The 25348-nt window shown below is 52.1% G+C and carries 21 protein-coding genes; 12 read left to right on the plus strand and 9 right to left on the minus strand.

The features are described 5' to 3' along the window. From GA004_RS13480 to GA004_RS13500, 5 genes are read right to left on the minus strand one after another with little or no spacing between them, the layout of a single operon-like run. Entirely contained in the window at window positions 1–1176 is a 1176-nt protein-coding gene (locus tag GA004_RS13480; RefSeq protein ID WP_283394396.1) for an iron-containing alcohol dehydrogenase, read from the minus strand. A gap of 2 nt (window positions 1177–1178) precedes the next feature. Next, the gene (locus GA004_RS13485; RefSeq protein WP_283394397.1) at window positions 1179–1934 is read right to left on the minus strand and encodes an SDR family NAD(P)-dependent oxidoreductase; all 756 of its coding nucleotides are present in this window, start codon (window positions 1932–1934) and stop codon (window positions 1179–1181) included. After that, on the minus strand, window positions 1931–3151 hold the full coding sequence (gene pcaF / locus GA004_RS13490; RefSeq protein ID WP_283394398.1) for a 3-oxoadipyl-CoA thiolase: 1221 nt from the start codon (window positions 3149–3151) through the stop codon (window positions 1931–1933). The genes GA004_RS13485 and pcaF overlap by 4 nt, the downstream gene beginning before the upstream one ends. A gap of 6 nt (window positions 3152–3157) precedes the next feature. Further along, a complete protein-coding gene (locus GA004_RS13495; RefSeq protein ID WP_283394399.1) occupies window positions 3158–3928 on the minus strand; it encodes a CoA-transferase subunit beta in 771 nt (256 codons plus the stop codon). After that, window positions 3925–4767: a CoA transferase subunit A gene (locus GA004_RS13500; RefSeq protein WP_283394400.1), complete on the minus strand. Its 843-nt coding sequence runs from the start codon at window positions 4765–4767 to the stop codon at window positions 3925–3927. Before GA004_RS13500 ends, GA004_RS13495 begins: the two co-directional genes overlap by 4 nt. 83 nt (window positions 4768–4850) lie before the next feature. Here GA004_RS13500 and GA004_RS13505 point away from each other — a divergent pair, with 83 nt between their 5' ends. The 3 genes from GA004_RS13505 (at window position 4851) to GA004_RS13515 (ending at window position 7733) form a co-directional block, all read left to right on the plus strand. Continuing rightward, window positions 4851–5639 (plus strand): IclR family transcriptional regulator domain-containing protein, encoded by a 789-nt coding sequence (locus tag GA004_RS13505; protein ID WP_283394401.1) that lies wholly within the window; start codon window positions 4851–4853, stop codon window positions 5637–5639. 189 nt (window positions 5640–5828) lie between these two features. Next, the gene (locus GA004_RS13510) at window positions 5829–6782 is read left to right on the plus strand and encodes a phosphorylase family protein (RefSeq protein ID WP_283394402.1); all 954 of its coding nucleotides are present in this window, start codon (window positions 5829–5831) and stop codon (window positions 6780–6782) included. A gap of 120 nt (window positions 6783–6902) precedes the next feature. Beyond that, a complete protein-coding gene (locus tag GA004_RS13515; protein WP_283394403.1) occupies window positions 6903–7733 on the plus strand; it encodes a purine-nucleoside phosphorylase in 831 nt (276 codons plus the stop codon). A gap of 51 nt (window positions 7734–7784) precedes the next feature. Here GA004_RS13515 and GA004_RS13520 read toward each other — a convergent pair whose 3' ends face one another. The 3 genes from GA004_RS13520 to GA004_RS13530 form a co-directional block, all read right to left on the minus strand. Next, window positions 7785–9515 carry a Na+/H+ antiporter NhaC family protein gene (locus GA004_RS13520; RefSeq protein WP_283394404.1) on the minus strand — a complete coding sequence of 577 codons (1731 nt, stop codon included), beginning with the start codon at window positions 9513–9515 and terminating at the stop codon, window positions 7785–7787. A gap of 194 nt (window positions 9516–9709) precedes the next feature. Continuing rightward, entirely contained in the window at window positions 9710–10771 is a 1062-nt protein-coding gene (locus GA004_RS13525; RefSeq protein ID WP_283394405.1) for an LOG family protein, read from the minus strand. Window positions 10772–10778: 7 nt separating this feature from the next. Continuing rightward, window positions 10779–12365, minus strand: coding sequence for a hypothetical protein (locus GA004_RS13530; protein ID WP_283394406.1), 1587 nt, complete (start codon window positions 12363–12365; stop codon window positions 10779–10781). A gap of 159 nt (window positions 12366–12524) precedes the next feature. Here GA004_RS13530 and GA004_RS13535 point away from each other — a divergent pair, with 159 nt between their 5' ends. Beyond that, window positions 12525–14114 (plus strand): hypothetical protein, encoded by a 1590-nt coding sequence (locus GA004_RS13535; RefSeq protein ID WP_283394407.1) that lies wholly within the window; start codon window positions 12525–12527, stop codon window positions 14112–14114. Beyond that, on the plus strand, window positions 14111–15121 hold the full coding sequence (locus tag GA004_RS13540) for an adenosine deaminase family protein (protein ID WP_283394408.1): 1011 nt from the start codon (window positions 14111–14113) through the stop codon (window positions 15119–15121). Before GA004_RS13535 ends, GA004_RS13540 begins: the two co-directional genes overlap by 4 nt. Before the next feature lie 157 nt (window positions 15122–15278). On the opposite strand, the gene GA004_RS13545 is transcribed toward GA004_RS13540, so the two are convergent. Further along, on the minus strand, window positions 15279–16058 hold the full coding sequence (locus tag GA004_RS13545) for a 5'-methylthioadenosine/S-adenosylhomocysteine nucleosidase family protein (RefSeq protein WP_283394409.1): 780 nt from the start codon (window positions 16056–16058) through the stop codon (window positions 15279–15281). 135 nt (window positions 16059–16193) lie between these two features. On the opposite strand from GA004_RS13545, the gene GA004_RS13550 reads away from it, so the two are divergent. The 7 genes from GA004_RS13550 (at window position 16194) to GA004_RS13580 (ending at window position 25346) form a co-directional block, all read left to right on the plus strand. Then, window positions 16194–16598 carry a VOC family protein gene (locus GA004_RS13550; RefSeq protein WP_283394410.1) on the plus strand — a complete coding sequence of 135 codons (405 nt, stop codon included), beginning with the start codon at window positions 16194–16196 and terminating at the stop codon, window positions 16596–16598. 163 nt (window positions 16599–16761) lie between these two features. After that, window positions 16762–18087, plus strand: coding sequence for an amidohydrolase family protein (locus GA004_RS13555; RefSeq protein ID WP_283394411.1), 1326 nt, complete (start codon window positions 16762–16764; stop codon window positions 18085–18087). Window positions 18088–18181: 94 nt separating this feature from the next. Continuing rightward, window positions 18182–19102 carry an XdhC family protein gene (locus tag GA004_RS13560; protein WP_283396981.1) on the plus strand — a complete coding sequence of 307 codons (921 nt, stop codon included), beginning with the start codon at window positions 18182–18184 and terminating at the stop codon, window positions 19100–19102. Then, a complete protein-coding gene (locus GA004_RS13565) occupies window positions 19089–20519 on the plus strand; it encodes an FAD binding domain-containing protein (RefSeq protein WP_283394412.1) in 1431 nt (476 codons plus the stop codon). The genes GA004_RS13560 and GA004_RS13565 overlap by 14 nt, the downstream gene beginning before the upstream one ends. Window positions 20520–20541: 22 nt before the next feature. Further along, entirely contained in the window at window positions 20542–22851 is a 2310-nt protein-coding gene (locus GA004_RS13570; protein WP_283394413.1) for a xanthine dehydrogenase molybdopterin binding subunit, read from the plus strand. Further along, the gene (locus GA004_RS13575) at window positions 22848–24053 is read left to right on the plus strand and encodes a urate hydroxylase PuuD (RefSeq protein WP_283394414.1); all 1206 of its coding nucleotides are present in this window, start codon (window positions 22848–22850) and stop codon (window positions 24051–24053) included. Before GA004_RS13570 ends, GA004_RS13575 begins: the two co-directional genes overlap by 4 nt. A 57-nt stretch (window positions 24054–24110) precedes the next feature. Next, the gene (locus GA004_RS13580) at window positions 24111–25346 is read left to right on the plus strand and encodes a pyridoxal-phosphate-dependent aminotransferase family protein (protein WP_283394415.1); all 1236 of its coding nucleotides are present in this window, start codon (window positions 24111–24113) and stop codon (window positions 25344–25346) included. Window positions 25347–25348 lie beyond the last annotated feature (2 nt).

Below are 25348 nucleotides of genomic sequence, written 5' to 3' on the forward strand. Positions count from 1 at the left end.
CTAGAACGAAGCCTCCAGAATTCGACGCAAGTCCGCTTCGGATGGGGATATGGGAGAAAGAGCCATCAACCGCTTCAGAGAGGCCGCTGTCGCCGCGAGCGCTGCAAGATCGTTCGGCGCAGCACCAACATCGCGAAGACATTCGGGAAGCCCCGCCTCTCGACGCAGACGAGTCACTTCCTCGATCGCTGCTTCCGACGAAGCGTCTGCTCCCAGCAACTCGCCGATTTTCGCCAGACGATCTCCCTTGGCGTTCGCCAGATAACGCATCACCTCAGGCAAAACGATCCCATTGCCCGCTCCGTGAGCGCATTTATAGCGTTCGCCTATCGGATACTCCAGTGCATGGGCCAGAGCCACGCCACAATTTGAAAATGCCAATCCACCCAATGTTGCCGCTAGAGACATACCCCCGCGGGCCTCCAAGTTTTTCGGATCGCGAACCGCATCCAAAAAGCGCTTACCGACCATATGAATGCATTTCTCGGCATAGAGATCGCCTAAAGGATTGTTCCCTTCATAGGGCAGCGTCCCTTTCTCCCCTGAAATCAAGGCAGAGTAATCATTAGCCAAATACGCTTCAATCGCATGAGTTAAGGTATCAATGCCACTCTCGGCCGTCAGCTTCCTCGGACAGGAGAGCGTCAGTTCGGGATCCACCACGGCGACCTGAGGACGCAGATAGTGGCTCAATGCCGCCTCCTTCTTCCCGTTATTGGAGTTTCGTATTACCGCAGAGTGGGAAGCCTCGCTGCCAGTGCCGGCAGTGGTCGGAACGCATATCAGAGGCCCCACGGGACCTGGAACCTCATCGAAGCCCAGCAATGCTTCCGGATTCCTGCCCGATGAAACTGCGGCACAAGTCAATTTGGCCAAATCCATATTGCTCCCGCCGCCGATCGCGATAGTCGTATCCGGGCCATACTCGCGAGCGATATCCGCGCATCGGGCAACGGTATCGGTCGATGGCTCGATTTCCCCTCCGGCGAAGACCTCGAATTCCATATTCAACGCCTGCCGCGCCCGATCCACGATGCCTAGCGACTCCAAAACAGGGTCCGTAATGACGAAAACCCTACGCCCGCCCACTTGGGAGACCGCTTTCCCTAGTTCGTTGAAGACTCCCGGACCGAACATTAGTCGCGGACTCGCATAGCTGCTCCAAAACGTCCGCATAGCTATATCGTTCGGCCTCCATCCACAACTAGTATCTGGCCTGTCGTCATGGCGGTACCCACAGCCAAGTAGGTTACGGTATCGGCAATGTCTCCAGGAGAAGATAGTCGAGGGATCGGAAAAGTGGAAACGCGATCCGAGATTTCCCCCTCGCTCATATCTTGACGCAGCCAGCGGCTGTCGATTGGTCCTGGGCAGACGGCGTTCACGCGGATTTTCGGAGCCAAGGCTCTAGCCAAGGATCTCGTCATCGTATTCAACGCCCCCTTGCTCGCGCAATAGGCGATCGAAGATCCGAATCCGGAAATCCCCGCCACCGAGGAAACATTGACCACCGCTGCTCCCTTTCGACCTTCGAGCAAGGGAACCGCCGCTCTCGTAACAAAGAAGGGACCTTTGGTGTTTACCGCCAGTATCGAATCCCATTGTGCCTCCGAGAGACCCTGAAGGTCGTCGTGTTTCACAAAAGCGGTCGCCCCTGCCGCGTTTACCAGGACATCGAGATGCCCAAAGGCTTTCTCCGTAGCGGCGAGCATCGCCACCACTTCGTCGTCACGGCTAACATCGCAACGCGACAGTAGCCCAGTCTTTCCTTCGGCTTCCACAAGTCGAACGGTTTCTTTCGCCTCCTCCTCGTCCGCCCCAGGAAAGTTCACTACCACATCGAACCCCATCGAAGAGAATTTCACCGCACAGGCCCTGCCCACGCCTGTCGCGGATCCCGTAACCAAAACAACCTTTCGCTCGGACTCGCTCATCTTGGACGTTCCAGTAACATAGCGACTCCCTGTCCTACACCTACGCACATGGAGCAAATCGCAAAGCGTCCATCAATCGCCGCCAGCTGCCTCGTTGCGGTCGTTATCAGGCGGGCGCCACTCATGCCCAATGGGTGACCGAGGGCGATTGCTCCCCCGTTCGGGTTCACGTGAGCGGCATCGTCCGGCAGCCCAAGCTCTCTCAGACAGGCGAGCGATTGCGAAGCGAACGCTTCATTAATTTCGATCGTATCGATGTCGGCCAGCGCGACTCCTGTTCGTTCGAGCAACTTCGAAATCGCAGGGGCCGGACCAATCCCCATAATTCGAGGCGGAACCCCCACCGCTACCGTAGCCACCACTCGAGCCAATGGCTCAAACCCATTTATGGAAACGGCATCGTCATTGGCGACCAGCAAAGCGCAGGCTCCGTCGTTGATCCCCGATGCATTCCCTGCGGTGATCGTTCCATCCGGCTTTACGAAAGGCTTGAGCCGGGCCAGGCCTTCCGCGCTTGTATCCGGACGCGGATGCTCGTCCGCATCGACCACGATCGGATCCCCTTTTCTTCTTGGAAGCGTCACCGAAACCAATTCCCCTTTGAAAAAGCCGCGCTCATTCCCCGCCTTTGCGCGGGCCTGGCTACGTAAGGCGAAGGCATCCTGATCTTCGCGAGATACACCGAATCGCTCCGCCACATTCTCTCCGGTTTCCGGCATGGAATCGATCCCGAAGCGGGTAGCCATATCGGGATGGGCGAATCGCCAACCCAAAGTCGTATCCACTAACTGGTTATATCGATGGAATGCTTGGGTCGACTTAAGCATCGCGAACGGGGCCCGCGACATCGACTCCACTCCTCCAGCTAGGCACATGCGGGCTTCACCTGCCTTGATTGCCCGAGCGGCAATCGATACCGCTTCCAAGCCAGACGCGCAAAGCCGATTTACCGTGACGGCGGGTACTCTTTCCGGGAGGCCAGCTAACAAGGCAACCATGCGGGCAATATTCCGGTTGTCCTCTCCGGCTTGATTGGCGCAACCGAAAATAACATCGTTGACCTCGCCCCAGTCCACCCGATCGTGGCGCTCCATGATAGCCTTTAAGGTGACTACGCCTAAATCATCAGGGCGTGCCGATGCCAAAGCCCCTCCGTAGCGGCCAATTGGCGTTCGGATGGCATCGCATATCCAGGCATTTCTATTAGAATCGTCCATAGTCGCTCAGGTTTGCTTCGCTCTAGCTGCGTCCGTTCTTGCCAGAAGATCGCGCAAGGCCATTAATTCCGAGTCGCTCGGCGGCTCTATCTCGGTAACGGTATCCATAAAACGGATCTCCCAGCCAGTCGCTTGTTGAATTTGATCCTTGGTTACTCCCGGATACAGCTTGGCAACTACTAGTTCTCGCGTGTCATCTTCGGGAACCAATACGCCCAGGTCGGTTATGAGCGCCACAGGGCCGCCTTTAAGTCCCACCTTCTCGCGGGCGTCCCACCCATCCAAATAGCCCGCCGATGTAATGAAATCCACTCGTTCAACCAATGTTCGGGGGCTGTGCTTAATGATAATCAACGTTTCCTTGGCTAAGCTTGCGATTTCGGGAGCCCCACCCGCTCCCGGCAGGCGAACCTTTGGATTTCCATAGTCCCCGATGACCGTGCTATTGAGGTTGGCGAAACGGTCAACTTGGGCAGCTCCGAGAAAACCAACATCCACACGCCCGCCCTGCAACCAATAAGCGAATATTTCAGGCGTGGACACCACAGCATCCGCCGTATCGGCTAATTCCCCGTCGCCAATCGACAAGGGCAGCACACTCGGTTTGGCCCCGATCGTTCCCGATTCGTAAATGAGGACGATCTCCGGAGCATGTGTCAACCTGGCGAGGTTCGCCGCCATTGAAGGAATGCCGATCCCAACAAAACACGTGGACCCATTTCGCAATCGTCGCGATGCGGCGATTGTCATAATTTCCTCCGGAGTCGCTTCGCTCATGAGGCCATTCCCCCGCTCGAATCAACAGAATTCTCAACCTCCAAGACATTTGCTCTCATCCAGTTGGTGAAAGTATCGCGGTCCTTGGCGATCGTATCCCATTCGATATACGCCGCGTTGTCTCGTTCGTAGTAGCAGTGCGCATACGACGGGGATGCTCCCCCTGGAACTTCGCAAATCGCATTCACCACCCAAGAAGGGAGAACACAAGCATTGGGGACCGCCTCCAACTCGTCGACAATTTCTTCGACCGTTACAATGCAGGATCGTGCCGCAAGGGCCGCCTCCTTTTGCACCCCGATGATCCCCCAGAGCAACACGTTTCCCTTCCTATCCGCCTTTTGGGCATGAATGACAGTAACATCCGGATTGATCGCTGGAGTCGCCGCCAATCGCTCACCGGTAAAAGGGCAATCCAAAAAACGGATACTCGGATTCCGATCCGGCAAATCCGATCCCGTAAATCCGCGCAAAACTCCCAAAGGCAAACCCGACGCGCCCGCCGTGTACGCCGCAGCGACCGCCGCATGACTCCGCTCGTCCACCTCAATCGCGTTAGGCCATCCATTCTCGACCGCATCGCGGAAGCGATGCAACGAGCCCACTCCCGGATTCCCGCCCCAAGAGAAGATCGCCTTTCGGGCGCAGCCCATCCCAATCAGGCGATCGTAAATGAGATCCGGCGTCATGCGGACGAGCGTCAAATCCCTTACTCCTTGACGGATGATCTCATGCCCAGCCGCAAAGGGAATCAAGTGCGTGAACCCTTCCAAACACACGGTCAACCCACTTTCGACATGGGTCGCAATCGCATCCGATAGTGATGTGAAATGAGGCATTGCTAACTTGACTGATGTTCGATTATCGGACAATTGTCCGATTAATGAACAATTGATGGGTTTTCTTTGAAAGTCAACTTCCTATGCAGCACCTCAATCCAGCTCTTTTCCGGTCGGGCGACCCGAATTTCATGACCTCCCTGGCTAGAGGAATCGAAGTGCTCTCTTCCTTCCAAAACAGCGCCACCGGATTGAGGGCCCCGACTATCAGCAAGCGTACCGGCTTGTCCCGAGCGGTGGTAAGCCGTTGCTTGTACACCCTCTCTGAACTCGGTTATGTCCGGCAAGCGGATGACGGCTACTATCTGGAACCGAAAATTCTTTCCTTGAGCCAAACCTATTTTAAAGCGAATCCGCTGCTTTCGATTGCCCCGGAATATCTCAATCGGGTCAAGGAGCAGGCCGGAGAGTCCTGCTCGCTCGCGGTTCTCGATGGCAGCGATGTCGTCTACATCGCCCGCTCCGCCGCTAGGCGAGTTATGACCGTTTCGCTTGGAATCGGTAGTCGCCTGCCAGCCTATTGCACCTCTCTGGGCAGGGTTCTGTTCGCCGCGCTGCCGCCCTCGGAACAAAGGAAAGCACTAGAGAACTCTGATCGAGTCGCTCGCACGAAATATACGATTACCGACAGCGACGAGCTCATGAAAATCTTCGAATCAGCAAACCGGCAGGGATACGCGATCATAAACGAGGAACTGGAAATCGGTCTGCGCTCGCTGGCCACACCTGTGCGAGACCAGAACGGAGCGGTCGTCGCCGCTATGAATATTGGACTTCAAGCGCCACTGGTCAGCGAAGCGGAGATGCTGGAAACAATGCTTCCTGTATTGAGTGACGCGGCAAGCGAACTGAGCTCGCGCATTATCCTGTGATGCATGGCCCCTTGACGGAAAAATCATTTTCGCGAGTCTTGAGAATTCGTACCGCGTCCTTGCGGGCTGGTTGGCAGCCGCCTTCTTTGTCGCCATTTTTCTCGGCAACCTCTCCCAATGCATGAATCAGCTAGACGCGTTCGGAGATGGCCGGACTATCTATGGCACGGTCTATGCTACCTTCGCACTATGCTCAAACAAGCCCTATTCCTTGTTCTGTCTGTCGCAAGTGCGTCTATTTTAAGCGCTCAAGCACCAGAGCCTCCAAATGGGGAAAAAGTCTTTATCGCGGTAGTGGGAGGAACGACCTTCGGAACGCCAATTGAGTTTGCCAAGGGGCTAGCCGATGACGAAAGCTCATTCTCCTTTCATACCAGAGCAGGGCCGAGTCCAGTAGTCTATCGCAAGCGTTACAAAGGAGTTCCCTTCTACTACATACCAATCTACGGATTAATGGACAAGCCGGCGAGCGAGCCCGATGGCATATATCACGTACGGACGTGGACCGCTCTTTATGAATTGGGCGTTACCCATGCAATTAGCGGTGCCACCTCTGGCGGCATCAACCCTGACATGGATTTCGACGACATCGTCGTTATCGACGATTTTATCGAATGGCGAGCTGAGCGGCCCAATGATGTATTAGCTGCTTCAGGACACAGCCGCCCTGGAATCTTCCCCAATTTCGAAATTCCGCTCAGCCCTTCAATTCGAGCGCTCCTCATCGACGAGTCGAGGAAGCGCAAATCAAACACAGAGTACCAGGGAAACATCTACGAAACCGGTACCTTTGTGCAGTTCGCGCCCGGACGCTTTGAAAGTCCCGCCGAAATTAGAGCGATGCGAAAAATGGGCGGCGAACTAACTAGCATGAACCAAGCGACTTGCATCGTATACGCCCGTCAATTCGGGATCCGCTACGGATCGATTTGTTCGATATCGAACCCAGCCGTCGGAGTTCGCCCTTTCACTTTCGCTCAAATGCAAACAAGCGTCCAAACCATAGCCGCGTTCGCGATTCCAGTTGTGCTCGAAACCATAGCGCGGATCCCGGCGGAGGCAATGGGACCGGAGCCTAGTAGTACTGGCGACGCTTTCGAGGGAAACTACCTCGACCCAAACGGTGAAACCGAAAATGACTAAGCTGCCTAGCGAAGCACGAAGAATAAACCGGAGGGCCAACATAAACCGAGGTTGCGGACCCGATCTTCAACCGCCAGCTGGCTTGGCGAGACAACAGAAACTGGACAGTCGCACATGAATATGTCGGAAGTATCCGGTATCGAGACGGATCTGGCATTGGCTCGAGAAACCCTTGAATCCCATTTTGGAGAGGCCCCAAAAATAGGTTTGGTGTTGGGTTCTGGGCTTAGCAATTTGGTCGACTTTTTCGAGAACCCTAGAGAAGCTTCGTACAGCGAGCTTCCCGGGTTTATACCTTCAACCGTAGAGGGCCACAAGGGCGCACTCGTTGCGGGAAAGCTCGGAGGAGTTCCTGTCGTCGCAATGGCAGGCCGAAACCATCTCTACGAAGGGCATTCTGCTGCTGCAGTGGTCTTTCCGCTGCGGGCTCTGATCCATTGGGGCATCGATTCAGTCGTGATTACCAACGCGGCTGGCGGGATCTCCGCAAGTCTGGTAGAAGGCGACTTAATGCTAATTTCGGATCACCTTAATATGACGGGGCAAAATCCCTTAGTCGGTGAGAATGTGGATTCATTGGGTCCGCGTTTTCCAGATATGAGCTTAGCCTATGATCCTGAACTCCGAGGCAAAGCTAGGAGGATCGGTTTAACGGGCGGTTTGGATCTGAAGGAAGGGGTATACGCTAGTATGCTAGGACCTTCCTACGAGACACCAGCGGAAGTTGAGATGCTGGGCCGGATCGGGGCAGACGCTGTGGGGATGTCAACCGTTCCGGAAGTGATAGCCGCACGACACGCTGGGGCCAGAGTTCTGGGGCTTTCCTGCATCACAAACCTTGCGGCTGGAAAGTCCAAGGAAGTTCTTACCCATGATGATGTAAAGGATGTGGCCAATAGCGTAAAGGACCGCATGCAGTACCTAGTCAAAGAGCTGGTCAAAGCTATCTAGACCGGAACCAAAAGTTTAACCGATCTACCGCGAAAAACTAGGTAGCCACCATCAACTCGCAATCTTTTTTCCAAATACAAACAATATCCCTAGGGTCATTAGCGGAAAGAGGACGAAGAACAACCAGAGCGGCAATCCAAAGCCAATTGATAGATAGCCTAGAAAAGCGGATAGTGTCATCACCGTGAGAGAATAGACAACTTGGGTACTTACATGATCTATATGGTCACAACCTGAAGCAATGGAAGACAATACAGTTGTATCGCTGACTGGACTACAGTGATCTCCGAATATCGCTCCATCCAGTATGGCAGCAGACGTGAGCCAAAATAATAGATGCGAATCGCTATCGTATGCTCCCAGGCTGTACGCGAGGGGTAAAACCACTGGAATTAGTATTCCCATAGTGCCAAAACTAGTGCCCGTCGCAAAAGCCATGCCTGAGGCGATAAAAAACGTCAACAATGGCAGGGTCCAAACCGGAAGTCGATCGCCTAGAAGGGAAATCAAATACTCGTCTGTATTCAGTCCAGTTGTGCAGATCTCCTTCATGCTCCAAGCCATGATTAAAATAAAGGCCGCCATCCACAACGTGGGAATCGCTTGCCCATAAGCTTTTAATGCCTTTTTCGGAGCCAGCACCCTGCTGAACGCGGCCATCAATATCGCCAGTAGTCCACCGGTTATGGCAGCCAGTGCTAGAATCAGCATTGATCCTGCGTCTCCATAGGAGGGATTTGTGGCATATCCAAACGCCTCGCGCCAATCTGACATATCACCAAAAGAGAATTCTACACCGTCGCCAAGCATTCGATACCGGCCAAGCATTAGTATACCGAAAAAAATGGATAAGATTACCCATAGAATCGGAAAAACCGCATTGCGAGCCAAGTAACGCTGGCCGATCTCCGGTTCGAGGATTTTGTTGTTCTCTCTGACTATCAGTTGGGCACCCCCCCTAAGTACTTCGCCCGTCTCGTAAGCGCGTTTTTCCGCCTTGTACATGGGCCCAAAGTCCCGGTCGCTGATCGATGATATGACCAAGAATATCAATGTCCCCCAACAATAAAAGCGAAAGGGAACACTCTTGATAAATATCTCGTACCCGCCCTCCTCTAAGCCTAGCTCCCGCGACATTTGGGAAAATAGGAAAACCTCGAAGGCGATCCAGGTGGAAAGTATTGCCAATCCGGCAATAGGGGCGGTGGTTGAATCCACTAGATAAGCTAGTTTCTCTCGGGAAATCTTCCAGCGATCGGTCAGTTTCCTCATCGTGGAGCCAACCACAATCGTGTTCGAGTAGTCATCGAAAAATATGATGATACCTGAGAGTATCGTTGCCAACTTGGCACTACGGCGACCCCGGGCGACGACGACCAGCTTTTCCGCCATTCCGTGAATACCGCCACTTCGATAAATCACATGTATCATCCCCACCAGAGCGAAGAGGAAGACGAAGATGGAAATATTAAAACTATCAACGAGGTTCTTAATGACGAACGCGTTTATCGCGTTGGGCAGGACAACAAACGGGTTCCATCCGTAAGTCAGAAAGGCTCCGGTCAAAAAAGCGGCAGTGAGGGCCACCACCAAGTTGCGGAAAAACAGAGCAGCGGCGATAGCTACAATGGGCGGAAGGACGCTAAACCATTGGCCGTTAAGGTCCTGGCCCTCAAATGATCTCTGAGGCAGCAGATAAAATACAATACAGGCGAGCCCGACCGAAACTGCAAAGCCGATAAGTCGCTTGGGATTTCTCAAAAGAGTCAGAGAATGACGCATTGGCAGGTGGAAAACTCGAATCGCAGAAACCAACTTAGGCGATTGAACGTCCTGGACTTTGGAATTTAGGACAACTGAGCCTCGCTGATCTGATTGGGTCAATAGAAACTACGTTTGCCCTTCGAGCCATAAAAGTGGAATTTTCTTCTATACTTAAAGACAATCTAGATCCTATTTGCCTTAACATATAACCCCTACGCCTTTCCATTTAAGTTCCCTAAGTTATCAATCAGCCCGTCCAATTCCGTTTCTACGGCAAAGAGGTTCGCATCTTTCCAGGGCTCGAGCAAAACGAGAAGACGGTCCCAATACCCGTCAGTCGATCCCGCCACCGGTCGATTGTAGATGATTATGCTCTTACCTTTCATCATAGGGTTTTCCGCAGCTTTTAGTATAAGCAAGGCGAACATTTCTTGCACCGTTCCAGCCCCGCCAGGGAAAATGACGAACTTATCGGAGTTCTCGATCATGGCCTCCATCCTAGTGTAGATATCGGGAGTCAGCCAGAACGCGGAAAGCCCTTCCGGCAGCCCTTCCAGCTCTATAATATGCGGCACATTGGACCCCGCGACCCATCCCCCAGCTTCGGCAGCGCCCTTGACGACTTCTCCCATGACACCGGTTGTACCGGCTCCTGAAACGCATCCCAGCTTGTTTTCGGCGAGAAGCCTGCCCAATTCGTAGCCTTCGCTCAGATACGATGGATTCTCCATCGAAGCGGAACAGAAAATGCATACGTTCGCTCGATAATCTTCCGGTCTCGGATTGCTGAACGAATCGCTGTGATTGGTCGTCACCTTTTCCCTTCCGACATCGGGCAGCCCTTCCACCCGGACCCGATCTACGCACTTCAGCACTTCGCTGGGAGACTGGGCGATCAACAGAAATTGGCGATAATCTTGCCTAATGGCGCCGATTTCTTGCAGGTTGTCTAAAAGCTCGAGTAGCGGATCCCAGGAATCGTCCGTATTTAAAATCGAGGTCGCTTTGCCAAACAGATGCGGATCCAAGGTCTGGTAGCCTACGAATATGGATACGGCCTTAAACAAGTCTTCTAGAGATGCTCCTGGCATAAACACAAACGCATCGGACTCCTGTATCTTACGCTCGATGTTCGAAAGCGTTATCCTCTGATCTCCATTGGAATTATAAATATCCCACCCGTTGGCGAAAAGGGTGTACAACATCCGCGCTCTAGATTCGCGATTGGCGTCGCACTCGCCTTCGACCGTTCCTGATAATCTTACAATTGGCATATGTTCCTCAGCTATTCTCCCCCTCTAAATTGCAAGTCATTGCGAATTTGACTGCGACCAGTATGCCGGCCGCCGCTAAATACCCGAACGTCCACTCCCATGCCGGAGCAATGGATGTGGTGATGTCCCCATCCGTTATTTTAAAGGAATGAATGATACCTAGGGCCGATAGTCCAGCCGAAGCGACGATCCATCGAATCGCATTCGAAAAATGCCTTTCTATCAAGGCAACCATGAACCCGCAAAGCAGAATGGACGCATAGAGCCAACCTTGCTCCAAGGCAAAGACGCCCTCCGCAAACAGATTCCCTCTGTCCGTCAGATTCGCCAATAGCTCGGAGCTGTATGGTTGGCCCTCTTGGCCGAATCCCACTGTTCCCAATACGCGTTTTACGATCAATGCGCAAAATGCCCCAATGCCCGGAATCATTCCAACTATCACCGCTGGGGCGTGAGCGCGAGGGACTGCTTGAAAGGCCTGCGATCCAATCGTAATCCCGATCCAAATGAGAATCGCCATCCCCGCCTCGATGGGTACGTATTCCGAGAGAAAACCCAGCGATCCCGTAAGGCAAAGCGCAGCCATGAGAACCCCATTGATCAGGGAGTAGCCCGCCCGAGCACCAATCGCTTTCCAACCCGGATGCCCAATGTACAAAGTTGTCGGATACGGAGACCCCAGCGTTCCTGCAATGATTGTCCCCAGCCCATTAACGGCCAGCGACGACTTCGGCGGAAAGTCGTCTCCGGATGCGGCCGCCGACTCCAATGCCTGCATCGACCCAACTACATTGATCAATCCCATCGGTATAATGACCGCGGCGAAGGACGCCATCTGTCCGATCGATAGAAAGGCCTCGAAGCCGAAGAACCACGGCAAATGAAGCCCGAAGTCCAAACTGGACTCTGAAATCCCGCCAATTGGGCTTTTGAAGCCCAGCCAGTGACTGAGCCAAGCGATCAGTATGCCCACAGACAAAACGATTAAACCGCCTGGAATCCCAAAACGCACCCGATCGCTTCCATAATAGAAATACAAAGTGAGAAACAAGGTCGGCAAACCAATCAAAGGAAACTCGTACGCTCGAAACGCATAGTCCGCCGCGATAAAGAAAATTCCAACAACACCCAAAGCGCTGAGCAAAGCCGCTCGCGGGGCCACTCGGCGAATGAGAGGGACGAAATACGAACCGATCAGCTCGATTATGCCAGACCCCACGCAAGCGAGGATTCCCGCTATCCAAGCTAGATGATTCGCCTCTTCAGCACTCGCCCCATTGGTTAACGCAATCTGCTTGGCCGGCAGCATTACATAAAAAGTATAGAAGAAGATCGGTAGCAGATTTATTCCATATGGCAAAGCGCAAATATCGTCGCGTCCAAGACGTTTTGCGAGCGAGCGAGCTTGCCAAGCGTAGAATAGGTTGCCGAACAGAAGCCCCATGGCCATCCCTGGCAAAACTCGAGTTGCGATCAACTCGGTTGAAAATCCCAGTACGGACTGGGAAAGGCTAATGATAAGAAGGAAATTGATCAGGTTGTTCAGACCTAGTCCGAAAAAGCCGTCCCAATCTCCTTTCTCTATCCATTTCATCGGTTCTTTTCACCAGCAAAGTTCGGGCCAAATCTCCCAATCGCTCGATTTCGCAACGAGAGGTTCCACCGGCGCTCCATTAGCACCGAGGTCTCAGTGCGAACGCTCATTATTCGCATCCTAAGGACACTGAGCGCGGAACTTGCTTTAATGTGCGAAGTGAAACGTTTCGTAAGAGGAGACATCGATGGTTTCTTTGCCCTGGGCCTGGATAACTTGGTGATGCTCATCCTCATGAGCAACCTATGCCAAGGATTCCTAGGGTTCTCGCCAGAATTGTTCTTCGGAACGATCCTCCCCGCATCCGCCGTAGGACTTGCGATCGGCAACGTCTACTATTGGCGCCAAGCCCTCCGACTGGCGGAGCGCGAAAACCGTCACGATGTCTGCGCCCTTCCTTACGGAACAAGCATTCTCACCATTATTGCATTCGTTTTCCTGGCTATGTTCCCGGCCCAGCAAATGGCCCTCGCGGAAGGATTGAGCAAGGAGGAGGCCGACCTCGTCGCCTGGCGAGCGGGACTGCTGGCCTGCTTCGGTTCGGGTCTGATCGAATTCTTCGGATCGTTCATCGTGTACAAGCTCAGAGACTTTACTCCGCGGGCCGCGTTGCTTTCGACCCTAGCGGGTATCGGCTTCGCTTTTATCGCGCTCGACTTCGTATTTCGCAGCTACGCCTTTCCACTGATCGGACTTACCACGCTCGGGCTAACTATTATCGTGTATTATGGCGGCGTCCGCTTGAAATTCGGTCTGCCAGCAGGATTGGTCACTCTATTTCTCGGGACGGCGATCGCCTGGGGCCTTTTCTATGCGGGAGAGCCAAGCGTCGTTGCCAAGACGCCTTTTCAAACAAGCGCCTTGGGACTATACATCCCCCTACCGATCGTCGGCGATCTCTGGGCAGCTTTCGAAATGGCGCCGCGCCTCCTCCCCGTCCTCGCCCCGCTCGGCATCATACACCTCGTTCTTTCCTTGCAGATAATCGAATCGGCCGATGCCGCAGGCGATCGCTACCCTGCCAGGTCTTCGTTGGCTATGAATGGCTTAGGGACCGTCGGAGCGGCCCTTTTCGGCTCGCCGTTCCCAACATCCCTCTACATTGGCCACCCAGGGTGGAAAGCGCTCGGGGCGCGAGCCGGCTATTCAGTTTTGAATGCCCTATTCATCGGTGCAGTATGCTTGTCCGGTACCGCGAGCATACTCTTTTACTTCATTCCAATTGAAGCAGGCATGGCGATTCTCATTTGGATTGGCGTTTCAATGATGTCTCAGGCCTTTGAAGTTACCCAAAAAAAGCATGTACCGGCTGTAGTGTTTGGGATAATACCGGTTGTCGGTGCCTACGGGGCACTCATTCTAAAACACGGCCTCGCCACCGCAGGGACTGTGGCGCAGACCAGCTTTTTCAACGAAACCGTCTTGCGCGTTATGGAGAAAAGTCGAACGTTTTTCGGGACCGGAGCCTTCGCCATCGAGCAGGGCTATGTATACACTTCCCTCATCCTGTCCGCTGCCACAGTCTTTGTTATCGAAAAGAAATTCCATTATGCTGCGCTTTGGTTTTTAGCCGCCGCAATCGGATCCGCCACCGGGCTCATGCACCAGTACGAGCTCGCGTTCGCCGACTCCGTTTCCAAGCTGGATATCGATCTAAACCAATGGTTTTGGTCCTACTTAACGATATCCGCCCTCCTCTGGGCCACTCCTTTGATCACTACCGAAAAACAGCCCGAACACCTTTTATGAAACGCCAATCCCAACTGAACGCATTCCTCCAATCGCTCCCGAAAGCAGAGCACCACCTTCACATCGAGGGAGCTTGTCCTTGGGAAATCATGACGCAATCCGACCCTCAGCAGTTCGATACCCCTCCTCCATCCTGGTCCGAAGACTACCGTTTTAAGACCTTCGACGACTTCGAGCAGTTGATTTTCAAGTACGTCGTTCCGTGGATGACGAACCCCGAACGCTATGCCCAGACAGTCGAGGAACTCTTCAAGGTTCGCCGTGCCGAGAACACTCGTTACATGGAATTCAGCTTCGCCGGGATCGCTCTGGAATTCACCGGTCTCTCCGCTCGCGAAATCGCGAAATCCATCAAGGCAGTCGTGCCTGAAGATATAGAAGCACGGCTTTATATCGGTCTACATCATGGGGGATTCTCCAAAAATCAAGATCGCTATTTGAGCGAGATATTGGATACGCCGGAAATCGACGGAATCGATTTGCACGGCCCAGAGGAATTCCCCCTGCAGGATTGGTCGAAGGAGTTTTGGAAAGCAGCCAAATCCGCCGGAAAAGCACTCAAAGCTCACGCTGGAGAACTCTCGGGACCGAGCTCCGTCAGAGAAGCGATCGAGGACCTTGGGGTCACCAAAATTCAACATGGAATCAACGCGGTCAAAGACCCAGGCGTTCTCGATCTCGCCGTTCAATCCGGAGCTAGTTTCGACATCTGTCCAATCAGCAACGTAAAACTCCAAAACGTATCCCAGATGTCGGCCCATCCCCTTTTCGAAATCGAAGCCGCTGGTATTCCCTGCACCCTAAATACAGATGATCCGTTCATTTTCGGCAACACGTTGACTGATGACTACCTGGCCGTCGCCCAGGGTTTGAATGCCACGCCTGAACAACTCGCTCAGTTTGCCAGGAATAGCTTTACAACCGCTGACCTTCCGGATCACGCAAAGAAAGAGGCGATAGCGGAAATCGATACCCGGCTGCAAACCCATCTCGAGCGCTCCCACTAAATCGCGCCCCGGCTGGCAAAAGGCGTCTCAATCCCTTCAGCCGGAGGTCCAAGTAGACTCGCCGGTGCTTTCAGATTGCTCGCTGGCGAACGCAGCCACGTAGCCTCCAATCCCGGCTGATAGAACGCCTCCTATCAGTTGCCTCCCCAAAGACAGCCTACCAGTTAGAAACCAAATAGGTCGTTGTCTTGGCGGATGAGTAAGCGGCGATCGGACCGTAGGTCAGATAGTCGTCGCTTGGCGTCGCCTGGGCTAAGTTGCTTCCCGATCGCACTACTAGAAACGGCGTCCCAAAGTGTCCGCACACCAATGCGAAGGTTGCGGATTCCATTTCCATGATGTCCACATTCATCGATCGCAACACGTCGATACGACTTTGTGGCACTCCAAAAAAGTCCCCTGAAGTAACCCGACCAGGACCGATTTTCACGCTATAGCTTTCTCCATCTACTTCTACCGAGTGCTTCTCATAAGTCTCTATCAGTTTCAGGGCTTTAGCATGCATTTCAGAGGGTATCCCGAAATCGTTATCCAAGAGCGGAGCCTCATTGGGAACGGAAGGTGGCTGCAGGCCTGCCATAGTAATACCGGCCTCGCCCAAGCTTCCGTAGTCGTGGAGAAAAACGCTCGTTGGCAGAATAACGTCTCCCGTTCTGAGTTGGGGATTTATGCGAGCGCCGGTCCCTGTCATAAAGGCTGCATCCGGCTTGAACTCTTGCAGGAACAAAGCTGTTACCATTCCCGTGTAGGATTTTCCAACGCCGGTCAATGACACGACAACCAGATTTTCTCCCAGTCTCCCTTCAAAATATTCCAATCCAGCCAGCTCCCCTCTTTCGCGATCAGCCAAGGCCGCGATGATAGATTTGGTCTCCTGAGGCACCGCCCCAAGAACCAAATAAAGAGGCTCTCGATCGTCAGCTGCTAGCGTCGTCATGAAACCGAAAAAAAAGGATGCGATTAGCGAGGCGCGAATCATGACCGCCCTACAGCATTAGCCCTGCCAATGTGGCTAGATCTTGGCAAAAGGGATTCGATTGCAGACCCAACCAAGATCGGTCTCACTTGACCTATGCCCGACAATGCTCAACTGGACATATTCCAATTCGCCTTGCTAGTCTCTGATTATGACGAAGCTATCCACTACTACACCGAAGTTCTCGGATTCGACCTTATTGAGGATACCGATCTGGGCAGTGGCAAACGATGGGTGCGCGTCGCCCCCGCAGGATCCAGTTGCTCTTTGCTATTGGCAAAAGCTAAAAACGAGAATCAGGCCCGATACATCGGAAATCAGACTGGCGGACGGGTTTTCCTGTTTATGCGTACCGACGATTTTCAGAACGTCTATCGGAGCTACAGGAAAAAGAACGTACGCTTCGTGGAAGAACCTCGCGATGAAGCCTTCGGACAGGTCGTCGTGTTCGAAGATCTGTATGGAAACTTGTGGGACTTGATCGGGGAAAAGAAAACGTAAAGCCGTTTGCGCCTGCCGCGACTTTTCTTCTTCGGTTCGCCACTCTGCTCAAAAATCCACCCCAAGGGGCGGGGCAAAGCAAAAAAGGGCGCTCAATTTCGATCAACCTCCGCTGACGGCCGGCGTATCGAACTTGGCGCCGTTATAGCTAATGCGAGAGGAGATGCTACCTTTGCGGGAAAAAGATGGACTCATAATGCTGCGCGGTGCCTTGCTAAATCCCCTAAGCGACACCGAGTGCGAATACTATTTCGACGCGCTGATCGTCGCCCGTTCAGTGCATGGAGTTACGACCATAGAAGAGGTCGGAGAGGCCAGCGACATCGCTCAACAGCACGGCTGGCACCTAGAGGAGTTTCCGCAATCGGAAGGCGTTATTCTTCCCGCGTTCTACGACATCCATTTTCATTGGGTCCAAGACGATGTTCGCCACAAGCCGAAGACGTCGCTACTGGAATGGCTCGAAACGCACACGTTTCCCGAAGAAGCACGCTTTTCCGAATCCGCCTACTGCGAAACAAAGGCCGCCTACTTTTGGTCGCGCATCATCGCTACTGGTACGATTGGCGGACTGTGCTACAGTTCCATTCATTCCACCGCTTTGGAAGCCGCGATGCGCCACGCCCCTGACGGCTTTCGCATCGGAAATGTTCTCATGAACATGAGCTGCCCCGAATACCTGAAGCAATCGACGGAAGACGCGATTCAATCCATTCATGACGGAGCCAACGCCTACGAAAATCGCTACTGCGTCACCCCTCGCTTCGCTCCCACTACCAGTCCCGATCTCATGTCCGCGGGTGCCCGACTGGCAAAGGAAAACGGGTTGTTCATGCAGACCCATCTGTGCGAGACAAATGACGAAATAAAACACACACTCAATCTTTACAAAAATATTCCGGGTTTTGAAGACATTCACACCTACACTGAAATCTACGCTCGCTGTGATTTGCTTGGACCGAAAACCATAATGGGCCACTCTATACACTTTGAACAGGGTGAATGGTATATGCTTGCTAGATCTGACACCGCGATTGCAAGCTGTCCAACCTCTAACGCGCCCATAGAAGACTTGGGCCTTGGATCAGGCTTATTTGACTTTGAAAAAGCCGAAGCCGAGGGAATTCGCTGGGCACTTGGCTCTGATATTGGAGGCGGTCCCTATTTATGTATGTTCGATGTCATTGACTCTTTTGAACGGCAGAATCGTGCTGCCGGAAAAAACGGCAATCACCACATCAGAGCACTTTACAGATCCACCCTGGCCAGTGCAGGAATCCTCGGCTTCGGTGACCATCGAGGTAATTTATCTGTGGGCAAACGACTAGATTGTATCCAATGCACGGCAAAGCGGGGAATTGAGCCGGATGCAACCTCTGCGAGTGTGCTAAAAGCGGTTATAGGACAAGCTTCTGAACGAGGACGATTTGAGGAACTGGTTTTGTCGACTGTTGTCAATGGGGCAATTATCTATGAAGCCTCAAGGTAATCTAGACAGCGGATCGCTAATTACCCAGTCGTCTGGTAGGGATCAATACAACGGTTTCTGGGGAACAGCTTGTAGTGAACTAGTCCAAGGAAGAATGGTCCTAATGATAATTGTCGCCCGCTGCCGAAAAGGCTCGCCTGGAACTCCTGGTGCAAAGATGCTAATCCTAGAAGGAGGGAGAACTGTTGGCACCATAGGAGGTGGGATCATGGAGGCTCGGGCTCAAGAACGAGCAAGGACTGCATTTTTTTCCAGCAGTTACGAACCGAAGCTTGTCGAGGTGGATCATTTTCTAGGTTCAGAGCAATCGTCCGGCTTGGTTTGTGGTGGAGGGCAAACAAACATAATTGTACGGCTCTCCCCTAGCCAAGATCTGGATACAATAAGAAAATTTGTTTTAAATTTAATTTCAGACATGCCTTCAGTTATAGAGATCAGCCCTCAAGGCATCAAACTAACTGATCACGTTAGCTCTTCTTTTTTTCATCAAAGACTGATTCAAAAAGGAGATTGCTGGAAATTCGAATTAGGCTCAGTGAACCTCAAGCGTTGTGCAATCTACGGGGCTGGTCACTGTGGCCAAGCTCTTTCCAGACAATTAAATTGGTTAGGTTACAGTGTAAAGATTTTTGACGCCCGTCTTGAAAAGAGATTAGAGCTTTCTGCTTCGGGAATAGATTCATCAAATATAGGTCACCCGAACGAGACCCCGACCATAGTCCAATTTCCTCGTCATACCTCGGCAATCGTAATGACTCATACTTACCAAACCGATGTCGATGCTCTCGAGTTTGCTTTAAAGATGGACTTTCGTTTCATTGGCCTCATGGGTACTCCTCCAAAACTAAATCGTATTTACAAGACCCTTACAGGTAGGGGTTTTAATCGAGCCCAACTAACTAACATCACCTGCCCCGTGGGAATAGCTATCGGCAGTGATACACCCGAAGAGATAGCAGTCAGCGTCGCTGCACAAATTTTGCAAACGCAAAAAACCGGTAATGAATCTAGATAAACGAATTACATTCATCCTCAACAACGAAACAATATCAGCTGAAGTGGTCCCAAATCTTGTCGCCCTGGACTACCTTCGTCAGAATCGTTCTTTAACAGGCTCTAAAGAGGGTTGCAAAGAGGGAGATTGCGGAGCTTGTTCTGTAATTCTCGGAGAACATGTTGGAGACGGTCTTCGCTATAAAGCCGTTACGTCCTGTCTCCTGCCCATGGGAGAGCTTCACGGAAAGCACTTGGTTAGCATAGAAGGTATTAATCTTGATGATCTCTCTCCAATTCAGAGTGCAATGGTTGATTGCGGAGGAACTCAGTGCGGATATTGTACGCCAGGTTTTATCGTGGCCATGACCGCCGGTCTAATGGACGAATCAATTCCACTCGACGATTCTGGGGCCGACTATGCTATTTCAGGCAATCTTTGCCGATGTACAGGTTACCGCTCTATTAAAACGGCCGGTCGTACTGCCATCAAAGAACTCAAGTCCTTAATAGTAGATCGTCCAAGAATCGATGCGTTGTGCGAGTCCGGAGTTTTGCCAATTTATTTTCGAGGGATTCCATCGCGCCTCGGTGCCATTCCGCCTGTGCAAATCGATTCTACCTTCAAGGCTCCCTTCGTTGCAGGAGGTACGGATCTGTTCGTGCAGAGAGGCGAAGAGTTGCCAAAGCAGCGAGCATCGCTGCTCAACATGACACCGGTAAATCCCATCCGTAATGAAAATTCATACATTTTCATCGATGCGAAAGAATCATTCGAATCATTCGGTCGGAATCCAATCATAAAGAAATACATACCATCAATCACCGATTACAACGACGCTATCGCCAGTTGGCCAATCAGAGAACGAGCCACATTGGGAGGCAATATTTGCAATGCGTCACCAATCGCCGATATGACTACGCTGCTCTTGGCGATGAACTCAGAAATCCTGATAAGCGGCCCAGACTCCGAGTACTGGCTACCTTTGTCGAAATTCTATCTTGGATATAAGATGTTAGCGAAAACGCCGGAGGAGCGCGTGTTATCAATCCGTTTTCCTGAGCCAGAAAAAGGCACGTTCATAAACTGGGAGAAAGTATCCAAAAGACGAGTGCTGGACATAGCCACCGTCAACTCCGCAGCTAGGTTGCGAGTAGAAAATGGTCTAATCGCCTCTGCCACGCTTACGCTAGGGGGCGTAGCAGCAACTCCGCTAGTGCTTTCGGATGCATCTAAAAAGCTAGTCGGACTTCCGCTTACGGTCGAAGCCATCAAGCCGGTAATAGAATCTGCACAAAGTGAATTTGATCCAATAAGTGACGTTAGAGGAGACGAAACTTACAAACGACTGTTAGCTCGGCAACTTCTCTGGGTACACTTCCAAATGATGATGGACGAACAAATCGACCAGGGGGCCTTCGATGAAGCATTGCGATAGTGCGGGTGGAGCTTCAGATAACATGAAGAGCCCGGCCGTAACACGGGGGCCTTCAATGAAGCATTGCGATAGTACCCTTCACGTCAAAGGCCAGTCAAACTACGTTGATGATATCCCAGCCCCAGAGGGAATGCTCCACGGTGCGTTCCTCGGATCTCCGGTCGCGCATGGTTTTATCAAAAAGCTGGATACGTCTGCAGCGACGAAAACTCCAGGTGTCGTCTCAGTTTTTACTTATGATGACATTCCTGGAGACGGTATGTTAGGGCCAATAATCTCTGACGAGCCGCTTTTGGCGATCGAAGAGACGACTTTCCATGGCCAACCTATCGTTTTCATTGTCGCGGAATCAGTAGAAGCTGCTAGGGAGGGAGTGAAAGCCTGCAAACTAGAAATCGAAGAGCTTCATCCTATCCTTTGCCCTCGCGAGGCCTTTAAAAAAGGTGACATTCTTCAAGAGTTAAGGGTTTTCGAAAAAGGACGAGTGGACGATGCTTGGAAGAATTGCGAACACATCATATCAGGTAGCATCGACTTAGGAGGCCAAGAACACATGTACTTGGAAACTAACCGATCCCGGGCAATTCCCAGGGAAGACAATCAAATTCTCGTCTATTGTTCTACTCAAAGTCCGTCCGCGGTTCAAAAAGAAGTCGCCTCTGTTTTGGACTTACCCATGCACAAGGTGGAGGTCGATGTAAAGCGCTTGGGAGGTGGATTCGGCGGTAAAGAAGATCAGGCTACCCATTGGGCCTGTCACGCTGCTCTCGCTTGTCACCTACTCAAGCGACCTGTCCAAGTAGTTCTCAATAGAGCAGACGATATGCGGATGACTGGCAAACGCCACCCTTACAAGCAAGACTACAGGATTGGTTTGGATGCAGAAGGTAAAATACTTTCGTATGATGTTTTTCACTACCAAAACTCTGGAGCTTTCATGGACCTCTCCAATGCTATTCTGGAGCGGACCTGTCTTCACTCAACGAATGCCTACGCTATTCCAAATGTTAGAATTTCGGCAGTGCCGTGCCGAACGCATTTGCCATCAAATACCGCTTTTCGAGGATTCGGTGGGCCGCAGGGAATGTTTCCAATCGAAGTAGCGATTGATGAAGCCGCTAAAAAAATGGGGATACCTACCTGGAGACTCCAGGAAATCAACCTTGCGGGGAAGAACTACGTATTCCACTACGGGCAGGAGTTGGAAGATAATAGACTCAAGCGATGCTGGGATGAAGCAGCCATGGCATTCAATTTTAAGGAAACACAAAGTCGCGTCGAACACTTCAACTCGGAAAATCGGTTCAAAAAGAAAGGTTTTGCAGTTATGCCTGTTTGCTTCGGCATTAGCTTTACCAAAACCTTTCTCAACCAAGGCAGTAGTCTTGTTCACGTCTATACAGACGGGAGTGTCTCCGTAACCACCGGCGGTATCGAAATGGGTCAAGGAGTTAGTTCAAACATGATCGAAATATGCTCTCGGAGTTTTGGGATCCCAGCCTCACTTATCAAATCCAATAGCACTAACACTTCACGTATCGCGAATATCTCTCCGAGTGCCGCCAGCGCTACGACCGATCTAAACGGCAACGCTACCTTAATCGCTTGTAACAAAATAATCGATGGGATGAGAAAGGTAGCAGCTGAAAGTTTTGGTTGCGATCCATCCGCGATTTCTATCGAAAACGCCGAGGTTCTCAAGGACGGTCTTATTACAGGTCTAAGTTGGAGAGAACTCGTATCCAAGACTTACCTATCTCGAGTTCCATTGATGGCTCATGGTTTTTACACGCCTCCAAATATACACTTCGATGGAGTGAAGGGCCAAGGCCGCCCATTTCACTACTACACCTACGGAACTTGTATTATTGAGGCTACCGTAGACTGTCTTCGGGGCGTGTACACAATCGATTCCGCTCGCCTAACCCATGACCTTGGCAGAGGTATCATTCCGAGTGTAGACCTCGGGCAGGTAGAGGGTGGGCTCGCTCAGGGAGTCGGTTGGGTTACTATAGAGGAGCTAAAATTTTCTGACAAAGGTCGCCTCCTTTCTAATACTGTATCAACCTACAAATGCCCTGACGGCGACTTTCTACCCGACGATATCGACGTTCGCTTTCTCGAAAATACCGACAATCCTGGCGGACCGCTTGGGAGCAAAGCGGTGGGTGAGCCTCCGTTTATGTATGGAATAGCGGCCTTTTTTGCCGTTAAAAATGCCATTCATTCCTTTTCGCCTATCGAAAAAAAGGAAATCAAATGCCCATTGACTCCAGAGCAAACTCTAAAACTCTTGTACCCTAACTTTGCTTACAGCGAAGAAATCGCATGAGTCCTGAATTGATAGATTTTTTCAATATTGTTTTTCGCTACACCCACGTAGTCGCAGCAATAATGTGGATCGGTAACTCGCTCCTTTTTACATGGATGGAGATCAATCTTCTCAAACGAGACGGCGAAGACGGTCTAATAGGCTACCTCGATATGCTGCACGGAGGTGGCGTCTTCCATCTTCAAAAACGACAGTTGCGTCCAAATGCCATACCAAAGCCACTTCACTGGTTCTATTGGCAAAGCTACACAACCTGGCTTTCCGGTTTCGCTTTACTGGTGACCTACTTTTTCACTCGGGCGGATACGCTCATTCTTGATCCAGCAAAAACCGATCTGCCGGGATACGCGGGAATTCTCATTAGCTTGGGCGGAATATTCGGGGGGTGGTTTCTATTCGACCTCTATTGGCGTAGCCCCCTAAAGAACTACCTGACCGCCGGCGGTATCTTTTGGTTTTTTATGGTCGTCGCCTATACCACGGCTTTGGATACTGTTTTCAACGCTAGAGCAGTTTATCTCCAAGTTGGAATGACCTTGGGTTCATTTATGACGGCCAACGTATTTTTCCACATCATACCGAATCAAAAGAAAATAATGAAGGCTCTTCAAGAGGGTGAAGAGCACAGCCTCAATGTTGGCAAAGCAGCGAAGTTCAGGTCGTTGACGAATCACTACATAACATACCCTGTGATCTTCATGATGCTTAGTGCTCACTTCCCCATTCTTTATGGCTCTGAGCAAAATGTTCTCATACTCGCTCTCATCATCGCCGCTCTCATCATCGTCAAACTGATGATGAACCGGCGCAATAGCTTTAAGCCCTGGCTCGCCGTCCTTATTGGAACCTTCGTGGCTACCACCGCATCGATAGCAGCCATCCTATCGATACCTCAACCCTCAGCCTCTCGATTAAGTCCAGCAGCAGAAGGGGGCAAAGCGGTCTTCAGCCAGCTTGGCTGCGTAGCCTGCCACCAAGGGGCGAATATTTCGATAGCTCCCAATCTTTCTGGCATCTTCGGGAAGACGAGAGAGCTAGCCGACGAAACTGAGGTTTTGGTAGACGAGGCTTACCTGCGCGAGTCAATCCTCGCACCCAATGCCAAGATCGCTAAGGGTTATACTTCCGCTATGCCCATCTACGGAGCCATCGTGAATGAGGAACAAGTCAATCAGCTTATCGCCTACATCAAAGAGCACTGAATTTTCGCTATGCATATCGATCACTTACTCAAGCAAGTCAATCCTCCCCCACGCCTTATGATGGGGCCTGGTCCAGTAAATGCAGATCCCCGCGTCCAAAGAGCCATGGCTGCAGATCTGCTTGGCCAATACGATCCGGCGATGACGGAATACATGAATGAGGTGATGGCCCTATATCGCGAGATTTTCCAAGCCAACTACCACTGGACTTTCCTCATTGACGGCACGAGCCGAGCCGCGATCGAAAGCGCCCTCGTTTCCATTTTAGAACCTGGAGACAAAACGCTCGTGCCCGTATTTGGCCGATTCGGACACCTCCTCACGGAAATCGTATCCCGCTGCGGAGCGGAGGTAATCCCCCTGTATAAGGAATGGGGGCAGGTCTTCAATCCGGAGGAAATCGGAATCGCTCTCGATGAGCACAAGCCAAAGGTTCTCGCCATTTGCCAAGGCGATACCTCCACCACCATGCTCCAGCCGCTTGAAGAGATCGGGAAGCTTTGCACAGAACGCGGCGTTCTCAGCTACGTCGACGCAACGGCATCAATCGCTGGGAATCCACTCGATATCGAGGACTGGGAGATAGACATTTGCACCGCTGGACTGCAAAAATGCCTCGGCGGGCCTTCCGGATCTGGGCCCATCACGATCTCGGATCGAGCGGCCGAACTGATAAAACGCCGTTGGCACGTCGAAAAGGGCATCGAGCCCGCGGGCTTCGTTCCCGGAGAAGGCAGCCGGATCCAGTCGAATTACTTGGACCTGGCCATGATCATGGCCTACTGGTCTCCAGAACGGCTAAACCACCATACCGAAGCGACCAGCATGCTCTACTGCGCCCGCGAATGTGCTCGATGTGTTTTGGAAGAAGGACTCGAGAATGCGATATCCCGGCATGAGCTCGGAAGCCGGGCGGTGGTTGCCGGCCTAGATGCCCTCGGGTTGAAGCTCTTCGGGGACCAATCCAATAAGATGACGAATGTAACCGGAGTTTACATACCAAAGGAAGTCGATGGCGAAGCGGTCCGCCGCGATATGCTGCTGCATTTCGGAGTCGAAATCGGCACTTCGTTTGGCCCACTGCATGGCAAAATCTGGCGTGTCGGTGCCATGGGCTACAACGCTCGAAAGGACGCGGTTCTACGCGTCCTCAACGCTCTCGAATCCTGCCTCCGCCTCCATGGACGTCCCTCCCGAGGGGACGACCCGGCCCTGGCCGCCCTCGAAGTATTCGAAGAATGCCAAGAAGATCTCCCCGAAATCGAGATCTCCCCTCCAAGCAATAGCCACTAAGC

Source organism: Candidatus Pelagisphaera phototrophica (assembly GCF_014529625.1).
GTDB classification, from domain to species: Bacteria; Verrucomicrobiota; Verrucomicrobiia; order Opitutales; family Opitutaceae; genus Pelagisphaera; species Pelagisphaera phototrophica.